Annotated in this window: 12 protein-coding genes; 11 read left to right on the forward strand and 1 reads right to left on the reverse strand. The window is 50.9% G+C overall.

Annotated features, from left to right (window positions below; genetic code table 11):
* Window positions 1-30: 30 nt before the first annotated feature.
* On the reverse strand, window positions 31-1,332 hold the full coding sequence (locus NOU37_00460; protein ID MCQ4573711.1) for an MFS transporter: 1,302 nt from the start codon (window positions 1,330-1,332) through the stop codon (window positions 31-33).
* An 898-nt stretch (window positions 1,333-2,230) separates the two neighbouring features.
* On the opposite strand from NOU37_00460, the gene NOU37_00465 reads away from it, so the two are divergent.
* The 11 genes from NOU37_00465 to NOU37_00515 all read left to right on the forward strand — a co-directional run bounded on the left by NOU37_00465 (window position 2,231) and on the right by NOU37_00515 (window position 12,656).
* Window positions 2,231-2,518 (forward strand): hypothetical protein, encoded by a 288-nt coding sequence (locus NOU37_00465; protein MCQ4573712.1) that lies wholly within the window; start codon window positions 2,231-2,233, stop codon window positions 2,516-2,518.
* Between the two features lie 204 nt (window positions 2,519-2,722).
* Window positions 2,723-3,013, forward strand: a complete 291-nt coding sequence (locus NOU37_00470; GenBank protein MCQ4573713.1) for a glycine zipper domain-containing protein — start codon at window positions 2,723-2,725, stop codon at window positions 3,011-3,013.
* Between the two features lie 80 nt (window positions 3,014-3,093).
* On the forward strand, window positions 3,094-3,585 hold the full coding sequence (locus NOU37_00475; protein ID MCQ4573714.1) for a glycine zipper domain-containing protein: 492 nt from the start codon (window positions 3,094-3,096) through the stop codon (window positions 3,583-3,585).
* Window positions 3,586-3,835: 250 nt separating this feature from the next.
* Window positions 3,836-4,342: a glycine zipper domain-containing protein gene (locus NOU37_00480; GenBank protein ID MCQ4573715.1), complete on the forward strand. Its 507-nt coding sequence runs from the start codon at window positions 3,836-3,838 to the stop codon at window positions 4,340-4,342.
* Between the two features lie 223 nt (window positions 4,343-4,565).
* Window positions 4,566-5,087, forward strand: a complete 522-nt coding sequence (locus NOU37_00485; GenBank protein ID MCQ4573716.1) for a glycine zipper domain-containing protein — start codon at window positions 4,566-4,568, stop codon at window positions 5,085-5,087.
* 126 nt (window positions 5,088-5,213) lie between these two features.
* Window positions 5,214-5,630, forward strand: coding sequence for a YkgJ family cysteine cluster protein (locus tag NOU37_00490; protein ID MCQ4573717.1), 417 nt, complete (start codon window positions 5,214-5,216; stop codon window positions 5,628-5,630).
* A 761-nt stretch (window positions 5,631-6,391) separates the two neighbouring features.
* Window positions 6,392-6,733 carry a hypothetical protein gene (locus NOU37_00495; GenBank protein MCQ4573718.1) on the forward strand — a complete coding sequence of 114 codons (342 nt, stop codon included), beginning with the start codon at window positions 6,392-6,394 and terminating at the stop codon, window positions 6,731-6,733.
* A 55-nt stretch (window positions 6,734-6,788) separates the two neighbouring features.
* Window positions 6,789-7,823: a hypothetical protein gene (locus NOU37_00500; GenBank protein ID MCQ4573719.1), complete on the forward strand. Its 1,035-nt coding sequence runs from the start codon at window positions 6,789-6,791 to the stop codon at window positions 7,821-7,823.
* 542 nt (window positions 7,824-8,365) lie between these two features.
* The gene (locus NOU37_00505; protein ID MCQ4573720.1) at window positions 8,366-10,645 is read left to right on the forward strand and encodes a ferrous iron transporter B; all 2,280 of its coding nucleotides are present in this window, start codon (window positions 8,366-8,368) and stop codon (window positions 10,643-10,645) included.
* A gap of 17 nt (window positions 10,646-10,662) precedes the next feature.
* Complete coding sequence (locus NOU37_00510) at window positions 10,663-11,319, forward strand: metal-dependent transcriptional regulator (GenBank protein MCQ4573721.1); 657 nt, start codon at window positions 10,663-10,665, stop codon at window positions 11,317-11,319.
* A 233-nt stretch (window positions 11,320-11,552) separates the two neighbouring features.
* Window positions 11,553-12,656 carry a L,D-transpeptidase family protein gene (locus NOU37_00515; GenBank protein MCQ4573722.1) on the forward strand — a complete coding sequence of 368 codons (1,104 nt, stop codon included), beginning with the start codon at window positions 11,553-11,555 and terminating at the stop codon, window positions 12,654-12,656.
* Window positions 12,657-12,703: the final 47 nt, after the last annotated feature.

Consider the following 12,703-nt stretch of genomic DNA (forward strand, 5'->3'; position numbering starts at 1 on the left):
CTGTTAAGGCTCCCGTAACGGTTTCTCTCACTATATCTTTTGCTTATGAAACAGTCTTGGCGTTAGAACAACGATAAGAGTCCCCAGGCATATGGCCACCCATATCGCAAATCCGTACTTGTAGCTGCCGGTCGCATCCTTGATCAGGCCCATTACAATGGGCATAAAGAAGCCGCCGGTCCCACCAATAGCCCCGGCAAGACCACCCACCGCACCCACAGCGGTAAAATAGGAGGGGATGAGTTTGAACACGCAGGCGTTCCCTATACCGCAGCAGGCCCCAAGGACGTACAGGCATGCAACCTGTATGGGAAACGATATCTCGGCAGTCATCGCAACCAGTACCCCGAGGGAGACCCCGAAGGTGACAATCAGTATCTTTCTTGCGTTTATCTTGTCTGAAAGCCAACCGCCAAACGACCTTATAAGGGCCGTTATAAGGACGAATATAGTGGTGTATACCACAGAGGCCGTTTGTTTGTCTATGTCCCAGCGGTCATTGAAGTAGGTGGGTGAAAAGAGTGCGAAGGCCACAAAACCGCCAAAGGTCATCCAGTAAAGATATGAGAATATCCAGGCCAGCCCGCTCGACCTATAAACACTAAAGATCTGCCCGAACGTCTTGGGCTTATGACGCCTTGGCGGCTCAGAGGTCACTATCCAGTATATTATGCCCATAATCAGGGCGGGGATGGCATAGATGCCGAAAATAAGGTGCCAGCCGGGCAGGGAACCCAGCATAAATTTAGGGGGCAGTTCCTGATGCGATGTGCCCTTATCCATGTCCTCAGGAGAGAAACTATCGACATCCTGAAGCGTGTGTTCCACCGGGGTGTTTGCGGCGGCCCCACCGGTCCCGGAATCAATGACATTGCCGCCGAAGACATTTACAATCAAGATGGGCACAAATATGGTGGCCAGTATAGTACCTACGTTACCAACACCGTATATCCCCAGCGCGGTACCCTGCTTCGACTGCGGGTACCAGACCGATACGTGGGTAATACCTACGATGAACGACGTGCCCGCCACGCCGAAGAACAGGCCGCAGATAAGAAACATGATATAACTGTCGGCAAATATGGCACCAACCAACGGAAGGATGACGAAGAACAGCAGTAAGGTGAATACTTTCCTGCCGCCGTATTTATCTGCCAATATACCGATGGGTATGCGGATTATGGAACCTAACAGGGCCGGAATGGCTACCAGTATCAGTGCCTGCCCGGCCGAGAGTCCGTACCACTCCCTGAAGTAGGGTCCAAGCGGGGCATATAAGGCCCAGATGGCAAAGCAAAAGAAAAATGCGATTGTGGCGAGGTAAAGTACCACAGGATTTCCAGGCGGTTCTGCCGGGAGAGGTGCTTGCGTACTACTGCCTGGTGTTACTCCGGCAGTTGGCTTTTCGGTAGTGTCAGCCATTGGACCTATACCTCAGGATGCCTTTAGAAATCCAGTGTAAACCCTTAATTACAGGAGTAAGACCACGGTGGGACTAGAGTAAAATCCCTAAAGGAACTGCTAAGGACTGCAACGATCGGCCGGGAAGACTATTCACAATTATTTATGGCCCGCAAAATCTGTTTGATTTGTTGGTTTAACTGCAATTCCCTGCCTCTATTTTTTTAGAAGTCAATACCTCACGGACTTTACACGCAATTGCCATACCATTTGTTTCGCGCCTGTTTCCCCGCCTGTAAAGGTGCAGAGGTTACATATCATGTTGACAATACAACAATTATATGAACATTAGTAGAACCCATGTGTTGAACATTGACGGAAGCGACACGCATAGTGTGTTGCATGTAATTTACAATAGAGGCGGGATGGTGCGTAAACCGTTCTGTTTTGGAGACTTAGGTGTGTACCACCATACATACACCTTTGTGTACCTGGGTGTACGTGCTTTATTCGGAAACAGTCTGTGAGACCGGCCAGTCTAACAGCCACTGCGTGTTGGCAAAAGGTACGGCCGTCTGGTATAATTCTTCCGGGAAGCCTACGGCCTCATACCTTTGACGGGTAATGAAAGTGTGATTGACGCCAATTGCGTCCGTTGCCGTCGCCTGGGGCCTTTATGCCTGTACCGCCTGCGGTGGAAAATGGTGCGCATTGATATCCGAAGCCCCATTGATTAGACTAATTAATCTCTTGATAGAGCCTTATTTAGCGGTAAAATTTGTGTGTATTTTAATGTGTAGAACAAAAGTTTTTTAGAGGAGAAAAAGAGATGAACAACAGGACCTTGGTTATCTGCTTGTTCGTGGCGGCACTGGCACTTCCAGGCTGCACAACTACGGAAAAGAGTACTGCCGTTGGTGCGGGAGCCGGTATGGCAACAGGTGCCGCCGTGGGTGCTGGTGTGGCCGGTCCGGTCGGTGCGGGAATAGGTGCCGGCATAGGTTTAGGCGTCGGTGCGGTAGGCGGCGCACTGTATGGTGAGCATAAGGAAAAGAAAAAGGAAGAGGAGGAGAAAGAGGAGCTTCAGAAACAGTTGGACGAGGAGCGGGCGAAATAGTATTAACAGCACAAGCCGTCAGCCTTCCAGCACCAGGTTGATTAACATGCGGTCTCGCTGCATGGTCGGTGAGTTACCCTTTTAACAAGGCGTTTCGCATCGGACCTCTATATTGATTGCTTGATTTGTATCGATGGAGCAGTGAGGCCTGCAGCGGTTCAGATCTGAAGTGCGGGAGGCACAAAAGAGGGGAGGGTGTGTACCATGAATAATAAGATTTTTATTATGTGTCTTCTCGTAAGTGTACTTGCGTTTACAGGTTGTGAGATGACAAAGACCCAGAAGGGTGCAGGTATTGGCGCTGTAGGCGGAGCGGCGGGAGGTGCCGCTATCGGTGCGGCAGTAGGAGCCCCCGGTACAGGTGCGTTAATTGGCGGGGGCGTAGGTGCACTGGGTGGTGCACTTGTTGGTAAGCACCTGGAAAAGAAGGATGAGGAAAAGGAGAAGGAGGAGGTCAAAAAGCAGTTGGAAGAGGAGAAGGCGAAGAATAAGTAGCGGCCTCTTTGTTGGAAATACCCTTCGTTTTCCCGGGTAGACGCGTTTTAATCTATGGAGAAAGGTGGTGGTGAGCGGACATGGGTGAAAAATCATCTTTGTGTCTGGTATTTGCCCTGGCGATAGTGCTGGTATGCTCCGGCTGTCAGATGTCAGATACGCAGAAGGGGACGGGTATCGGAGCGGTCACCGGCGCAGTAGTCGGCACAGGTATTGGGGCGGCATTTGGTGTACCGGGGCTTGGTGCGGCGATTGGTGCCGGAGGCGGCGCCCTGGGCGGTGCGCTTATTGGCGACATGTTCGGAAGGAAGAAACAGAAAAAGCAAAAGGAAGAATTAGAACAGCAGTTGCAGCAGAAAGACCAGGAGCTGGCGGCTGCCAGAGCCGGCGATGCCGGCCACTACGACACCGTTACCAAAAGGCGGTGGATAGATACCTCCAATATCGAGCGTGTGTGGGTGCCTGCACATACGAAGGACGGCGTCTTAATAGAAGGCCATTACGAAGACAGGCCCGTCCCAAGCGGGAGGTGGGAGGAATACCAGGAAAAGGTCTGGGTGCCCAACAGCTAAGAATAACTGCGTCTTTAATGAGTACAGTAATTCACTTTAAAAAAGGAATGCCAGCGGGACTTACGCGCTCATGTCTCCCGCGGGTGTTCCTTTTTTTGTTCCCTGGTTTCGGTGTATGTCGGCGGCTGTTGCTTGCGCGTTTAAAAAGACGTATTTTTATCCGCCAATCTTTTTATTGATTTCTTAGGCGGTATGGTCTAAAATTCCCCTGCGAAAGTATATAAAGAAAGAAAGGAGGCGAGAGGTGAATATGGGTGGTAAACCCTTTTTATGTCTGGTATTTGTCGTTGTTGCAGCCCTGTTGTGCTCTGGATGTACAGAGACCCAGAAGGGTACGGGTATTGGCGCATTAGTTGGAGGTGGAGCGGGTGCCGCTATAGGTGCGGCGTTTGGTGTACCCGGTCTTGGTGCGGCTATCGGGGCTGGAGGTGGCGCACTGGGTGGCGCGCTGATTGGTGACCACCTGGGAAGGAAAAAAGAGAAGAAACAGAAGGCGGAGTTACAGCAACAGTTACAGCAGAAGGATCAGGAACTGGCGTATGCGCAGGGAAGGGCCAGTGCAGAACCTGCCGGCGGCTCCCAGAGGTACACCAGAAGAAGGTGGGTAGATACCAGCAGGACTGAGAGTGTGTGGGTATCCGAACATACGGTAAACGGCCGCGTAGTACCGGGTCATTATGAGGACAGGACTGTCCCAAGCGGAAACTGGGAAGAAAACCAGGGGCAGATTCAGACTCCACAGCGGGGCGGGTACTGAGTATATAGACATATCGATTTCAAAAAGGAATGCTATTGTAGAGATATATACAGGCAAAATTCTGCTAGTATTCCTTTTTTTGATTTGATGGCTACATTGGAATAAAACTTGTGACTGTGGCCCGGATTCTTATGAAGAGCCGTTTCTCTTTTTGAGAGCCTTTTTATTGATTTCTGAGCCCGGATTGTCTAGAATTTATGGTGAAAGGGGGTGAGTGACCGACATGGGTAACAAGCCACTTTTATGTCTGACATTTGTCGTTGTGGTAGCGCTGGCAGTCGCTGGCTGTGAGGCGACGGGTACCCAGAAGGGTACGGCTGTCGGTGCGTTAGGAGGAGCGGCAGTAGGGGCCGGTATCGGCGCGGCATTTGGTGTCCCCGGTCTCGGCGCAGCTATTGGCGCTGGAGGCGGCGCACTTGGCGGCGCGCTGATTGGCGACCAGATGGAGAAGAAGAAACAGGCAAAGGAAAAAGAAGAGTTAAGGCAGCAGTTGGAAGAGAAGGATAGACAGCTGGAGGCTACTCAGCGGAGTGGGGCCCAGGAAGGCAAGACGTTTGTTGAGGGACACTACGAAACCATTGCGAAGAAACAGTGGGTGGACACTACTACCACAGAGCGTGTGTGGGTACCTGAACATACGCAAGGTGACCGCGTAATAGAGGGTCATTACGAGGAAAAACCTGTCCCAAGCGGTTACTGGCAGGAATATCAAGAGAAGGTCTGGGTTCCTGACCACTACGAATAGTTGTTTTTGTTGACGACATAAATTGTCTTAAAGTTTAAGGAATGTTAGGGGAAGCTTTTTGCGCATATTTTCTCCTGGCATTCCTTTTGTTTTTTGTTTTACGGCGGTTTACCGGGGATAGAGAAAGTGAAGAAACAAGACGCACAACGCAGGCCATGGTATGGCAAGGGCCTTCGTTTTGAGTGCCAGAGATGCGGCAACTGTTGCCGTGGAGAGCCTGGAGACGTCTGGGTTACCACTAAAGAGATTGGGTCCATATCCAGTTACATGAAGGAGTCCCTGGACGGATTTGCCAGAAAGTACCTGCGGAAGGTGGGCCGAAGGACGAGCCTCCTTGAATTCCAAAATGGTGATTGCATTATGTACTCAAACGGATGCCGTGTCTACAAGGCCAGACCAAAGCAGTGCCGTACCTTCCCATTCTGGTCCTCGAATCTTAAGGGCAGAAATACCTGGGAGGAGCTGAAGGAGTCCTGCCCTGGAGTGGACAGGGGGCGTCTCCACACACTGCATGAAATCGAACAGCAGCGTCTTGGGGAATAACCCCCAGCCTTTTTGGTTATTTCCCGCAGAAATTGCCGCCAGAGAAACCATACCCATCTACATCGAAACCGGCCCAGGGGCAACATATCATAACCTCAACGGGGAAAGATACATACGAACTGTGGAGGCGGTACTCCCCGTGAAAGACATATACAGTTGCGAATCCCACCGGAAAACAGCCTAACCTGTATTCAGTACAGGGGTTACACAAAAACCAACTCTGGAAACTACAGGAAAAGCTGAAGTGGTTGGAGAATATGTGCCAAAAGCAAAGATCCCGGGAAGTCAAACAACAAACTTTACCTGTGCGGCAGAGAGCAAAAAGTGCGGCGTAGAACCTGAACAGCGCAAGACATACGGGGGCTTTTTCCTACAAAATAGTATGAGGGGGGAGCCGGATTGGTGGCAACTGGGATGCCAATATCCTCAAAACAGGGTACTTCACCGGTGACTGGTGAAGCTTCCGTGTAAGATGCTAGTCTCGAACGCGGCATTTTTTTCTATCATCAGACTATTTAGGGAAGTGTCAGAAAGAAAAAAATATTTTAAACTCATTTGAAAAAAGGCAAAATATGTCTATTATATAGTGTTAAGAGACATAGGGGCCAGTACAGCTAAAGCCGGAGAAAAGGCTTGAGGCAGGGGTCAAGGCTGGCGGGCTTTCCGCTTGTGCCTGAGACTGAACTGCTGAAAAATGCGATAGACGTGCAGGGAAAATGATAAGAGAGCTAATAGTTTGGCTTAGAGGGCAACTTAGTTCGGTGTTATTGTGGATCTTTGGGGAGGCTCCCCAGAGAGAAGAGAAAAGAGAAGCCGCCCTAGATAAGGAGATATCAGAAAGAGTTGCCAAAGAGATTGCGCGCCAGGTTGGCAACTTGTCCTCAAGAGAAGAGATAGGTATAGAACCCGTCAAGCAATGCCCCAAGAAGACCTTAAAGATAAAAACGGGTTACGTGCCGGAGATTCTGGATTTGGAAACGGATGGGGAAGATATTCAGACCAATCTGGGAGAGATTAAGGCCATGGAGGAGCAAAGCGGTGACGTTGACTCCAGCCTGAAAGCACTCAAAGAGATGGGCGGGAAGAATCAGAAGAAAAGCTAGAATATATTAGTATTGTGGCACATATCCGAATTATTTTTAGCGAGAGGTTATTGGTATGACAAGCATAAACAGAAAAACAGATTTAAGGGGAAATTCCTTAGGGAAGGGTGTTGACATAGGCACGGCGTTTATTTCCTGTGCGGAACAGAACGGTGACAAGGTGATGTTCAGAAATGAGAGGGACGCGTTTTTTGAGGTACAATACACCAAGTTTACAAAGAATATGCTGAACAAGGCCGGAGTGAGATATATTAAGAGGGGGGACCATCTCTATGTGGTAGGCAACTCCGCCCTTGAATTTGCGAACCTGTTCCATAAGGATACCAGACGCCCTCTCAGTCGTGGGGTGATAAACCCGGCAGAAAAAGAATCACTGCCGATGATAGAGGTCCTCATTGCCGGCATTGTCGGCAAACCGAGGGTAACCGGCGAGGTGGCTTATTTCTCCGTACCGGGAGCGCCGATAGACGCGGATTTTAACTCCATTTATCACGAGAAGGTGCTTCAAAAGTTTCTCGGCAAGCTCGGCTACGACGCCTTCCCCATAAACGAAGGCCAGGCGGTCGTATTAAGCGAGTTGCATGATGAAGGTTTCTCCGGCCTGGGGCTTTCCTTCGGTGGTGGAATGGTAAACGCATGCCTTAGCTACATGTCTGTCCCCTGCTTCAGCTTCAGTGTGACAAAGGCGGGTGACTGGATTGACCAGCAGGTGGCAATGGCCACAAACGAAACCACCAGCCAGATATGCGCCGTAAAGGAGTCTTCCCTGAACCTGAGCACGGACATTGCGAAGGACAATACCGAGGACGCCCTTTCCATATATTATAATTACCTCATTGAGTACGTGCTGGAGAACATAAAAGAGGTGTTTGAAAACTCAAAGGATAGACCCAACCTGAACAATCCGATACCCATAGTGCTGGCGGGAGGTACGACCAAACCCCAGGGCTTCGCGACCAGGTTTACAAGGTTGATGAAGCAGATAAAACTCCCGTTCCCGGTAAGCAGTGTGAGGATGGCAAGGGAGCCTCTGAAGTCCGTGGCAAAGGGCGCCCTGGTGGCCGCAAGGGCCCACGGTGAGGAAGACTAAGCAGCAAAATTGCGCAGGTAGACGTGGTTTTTCTCGACACAGTTCTCGTACCTGCGAAAAGGATAAGAGCCACAATTAATAAGAGACAGGCCTGCAGGCCTGTCCCTTATAATATTTATGCGGCGTGCGATTCGTGTCGGAGGTCGCCTCTTTAGAGACCTCTGACGAGATTGGCCCTCCAAATAAACCGGCGGACCGTGCCAGAGGCAAGCTGCCTGAGGCACGCTTGATAGTCATGCCGGAGGCGGATCCGCCTCTGGCGGAGATTCACCTCCGGCGAACTTTCAGCCTCTGGCGGGTTGAACCTTCCAGTGTTGATCCAACCCTTCGTTAAATACCTCAAAGAAAATCCCCGCCGGACGTAGGTTGTGGAATTTTAGGGCACACCTGGGAAGATACCAGTGGAACCTCCGCGGCGATTAATCCCAACCGGTAATTCATCCTAATAATAAATTTTGGCCCCCAAAAAGGAATTGACACACGAGCGGCAAATACATACACTGGTATCGTAATTGAGACTCATTTGCAGGAATCCTTCCGTAATGCTTCGACTAAAGAATAAAAAAGAACGCAGGTCCAAATTGAGTGGTCCCTCAATAGCCCTGGTAGGCAACCCTAACGTGGGTAAGAGTGTGCTGTTTGGTCTGTTGACGGGTAAATACGTGATAGTGTCAAACTACCCGGGTACCACGGTTACAGTGTCGAGGGGTAAATGCAGGCAGCTGGGCGGGGGCGTGGAGGTGGTGGACACGCCGGGTGCGAACAGCCTTGTGCCTCAGTCAGAGGACGAGCGGGTGGCAAGGGACATTCTCCTCGAGGGAGAAAAGAAGGTTATACAGGTAGTGGATTCGAAGAACCTTCGAAGGGGGCTTATTCTCACTACACAACTGGCGGAGATGGAACTCCCCGTTGTGCTGGACCTGAACATGTGGGACGAGTGCCTTGAACGTGGCATAGACATAAATACCCGAAGACTCCAGAGCCTGCTTGGCATACAGGTGGTAAAGACGGTGGCCACGGAGAGGCGGGGAATAGGGGACCTGATAAGCGCGGTACCCGATGCGAAAAGGCTTAACCTGAGAGTCGACTATGGAAAGCAAATAGAGGATGCAATCAGCAAGATAGAAAGGCTCCTGCCCGAGGGACAGCCCAAAAGGGCGATATCATTAATGCTTCTCTCAGGTGATATCAGCCTGGAGAAGAGATTTAAGAATCTAATTGGCAAGGAGTCTATGGAAGAAATAAACGGGACGAGGGACACGCTTCAGGGCAGATATGCCGACTCCTTAAGTTATATAATAAGCAAGAAACGAGGCGCCTTTGTTGACAACATCTTGCGAGAAGTACTGAACCCCCCCTCAAAGAAGGCAGAATCAAACGCCTTCTTACGCCCGCTGTTTTTTTTCTTCCTGATGCCTTTATTCTCTTTTGGGATGGGATATAAGGTGATGGGCCTGATACTTTTCCCTTTTTTCAAGGAATTTCCGTCTCCTTTCTTTTTGGCCCTTACCCTTAAACTTGCAGGCGGCGCCGCCGCATGCATACTTATAACCATACATCTCTTCAGGAAGGAACTGTGGACGAGAAGGACCATTTCCGAGGTCCTGGGGAACCTTACCATGCATCCGGTAGCCGCGTATCCGATACTTATTATCGTCCTGTGGCTCGTGTATAAGATTGTTGCGGAATTCGGCGCGGGAATTAGCGTGGATTTCCTTGAGAATAAGATATTCGGCCAGGCGGGAACGCCCTCCGGGGGGTTTGACCTCTGGGTGGGAGTACCGTTTACGAGCATCCAATACACCATGGCCCACGTCCCCTTCCAGGGCATCAATTATTATCTGGGAGTCCTGGCGCAGACGGTAATGAGCCCGGACAACATCGTTTACAGGTTCTTCCTCGGTTCTAAGGCAGGTGTCATTCAGATGGGACTCACGTACTCCATTGCAATCATCCTGCCTATAGTTTCGTTTTTCTTTCTGGCGTTTGGCCTGATGGAAGACAGCGGCTACCTGCCTCGTCTTGCGGTAATGCTGGACAGGTTGTTCAAGAAGATCGGTTTGACGGGCAAGGCCGTGCTGCCCATGGTTATCGGCCTTGGTTGTGTAACCATGGCAACACTTACGACCCGGATAATGGAGAAAAGGAAGGAGAGGTTGATATGCATCCTGTTGCTGGCGTTCGCGATACCCTGCTCAGCGCAGCTTGGCGTCATCGCCTTCATTCTGGGAAGCGTTTCGGGGGTGTATTTTGCAGTTTACGCCTTCGTTATCATGTCTCAGCTCCTTTTAGTTGGTTTCGTCGCCTCCAAGATACTGCCCGGCGGGCGCTCGGACTTTATCATTGAGATACCGCCTTTCCGCTTCCCGAAGATATTAAACATAATCGTAAAGACACTCTACAGGGTGAAGTGGTTCCTGAAGGAAGCCGTTCCGCTTTTTCTCCTGGGCACAATTGCGCTGTTTATTGCGATGGAAGTAGGGATACTGAAATACATCGAGGCCGGCGGCGGCCATATCGTGGGCCTTTTAGACCTGCCCAAGGAGACCTCTGAGGGATTCCTGCTGGGCTTCCTGAGAAGGGATTACGGCGCCGTAAGCATCTTTAAGACGTTGGAGGGTAGCCAGGGCCCCTCGGGTATCGACCCGATACAGCTTCTTGTGGCCCTTGTGGTCATCACACTTTTTGTTCCCTGTATAGCCAGTGTTTTTGTTATGATAAAAGAAATAGGCATCGTCCGTACGATGCTAATTATTGCCTTTATAATACCGTACGCGTTTCTGGTTGGCGGTGTGCTCAACCTGATACTGCGTGCCATTTGACGGGATACCTTCCACAGATGAATGAACAGAGTATAGACGAGGTACTGGAGCACGTATGGATACATGAGGAAGAGTCTCATGGCCGTGTGGATAAGGGCATGGTTGTCCGGTGGATAGACCCTGGGACTGTGGAAACGGTCCTTGCCGAAATGGAACAAAGGGGTCTCGTCCGCATAAAAAAATCCTCCGTCACGCTGAGTGCCCCCGGCAGAGAAGCGGCAGAGCTGATTATCAGGCGGCACCGCCTGGCTGAGAGGCTGCTCAAAGACGTGCTGGCTGTCGGGCACGACGAGATGGACTCAGCGGCCTGTATATTTGAACACTATCTCTCGGAAGAGGTGACGACCAGCATCTGCACCCTGCTTGGCCATCCCGTCCGTTGCCCGCACGGGAAGATAATCCCGCCGGGGGAATGTTGTCGCCGGAAAGAAAGAAAAGCGCTGCGCCCGCTGGTACAGCCACTTACCGACCTGGCTCCCGGTGAAGAGGGAAAGGTGGCGTACATCACTACAAGGCACCACGAGAGACTGGACAAGTTGTCTTCCCTTGGACTCCTGCCGGGAACAACCCTGAGGGTACACCAGAAACAACCCGCACTGGTGGTATTCATGGGTGAAACACAACTGGCCCTCGATTATGATACCGCCAGAGACGTCTACATAAGACGCTCGTAACGATTCACGGGGATACCTGCATTATGACTCCCTGTCCCCCCAATGCCCAGGTTGCTGTAAGGTTGTACGAGTAATGGCCTTACGATAATTGAACGACAAATTAAAATGGCTTGAGGTAGAACCCCGGTCGTTATAGCTTTTCCTTTCCACCTTCTTCCTTGACAAGTCTTGCCGAATATGCTAAATTCTCCCCCGGACGGGGTGGCCTACCATTAGGATGGAATCATTTCACGATGAAAAACTACAGAATTTTCGTCCACCTATCCGGGGCCATCGTCTGCATGTTTTTATTCCTTCTCCAACAAAGCCAGCGTAGCGACAACCTCCTTTATGCCGAATCAAGCCGGAGTATCAGCAGCGGGAGCATGGCCGGTGGCCAGGTAGAAGAGATAAGGCGTGAAGACATAATCTTCAGGACAAAGTCTCCCGAGGCAGTAAGAGAGCGTTCTCGTCCTTCTGAAAGACTTCATCCCAGGCGACAGACCATAAGACCCAGAGCACTTCCCACCACAACGGGTACCGTTGTTTCCAGACCCAGACGCCAACCGCTCGGGGAACAGTCTTTTGCCCACGCCGCAAAAAGGAAAACCGGCTCCCGGAGCTTAAAACACGCGGCGGGAAGGGAGTCCCTGCAGGAAACCATCGATAACGCGTACGAATATCTGTTAAGGGGTAAGAAGGAGGAGGCGCGCAATCTTTATTCAAAGGCCCTGTTTATTGAGACATCAAGGGAGAGACGGGAGATAATAAAGAAGCATCTCGAGGTGCTCAACAAAGAACTTGTCTTTTCACCCAAGACAGGACCCGGATCCGTTACCTACGAGGTAAAATCCGGAGACAACCTCACAAAGATTGCAAAGAAGTTTAACACCACACCGGGACTCCTTATGAGGATAAACAGGAAGAAAGACACCCGGCTCCGCGTCAATGAGCCCCTGAAAGTCCTGACCGGCACAACCAGCGTACTGGTGGACAAGAAAAACTTTACCCTGACACTGCTTATTGACGGTTACTACGTGAAGGAGTTCCCTATCGGGACGGGAAAAGACGACAGTACGCCCGAAGGGACTTTTTTTGTCGAATCCAGACTCAAGAACCCTGTCTGGTATTCACCTGAGGGAGTATACCCCTACGGACACCCAAAGAACATCCTCGGGACTCGCTGGCTTGGATTTAAGAACAAACCCGGCACGGTAGGTTACGGTGTCCACGGCACCACGAAACCCGAGACCATTGGTACCGAGTCCTCCAACGGCTGCATAAGGATGCGGAACGAGGACGTTGAAGAGCTCTATGATTTTGTTACCCCCAACACGAAGGTAACAATCAAGAGTTAGTGCCGTAGGCCATACCGGCTCCTAGGAAACGTTCAACCGCTGGCTTA

Source organism: Candidatus Bathyanammoxibius amoris, from assembly GCA_024451685.1.
GTDB lineage: Bacteria > Planctomycetota > Brocadiia > Brocadiales > Bathyanammoxibiaceae > Bathyanammoxibius > Bathyanammoxibius amoris.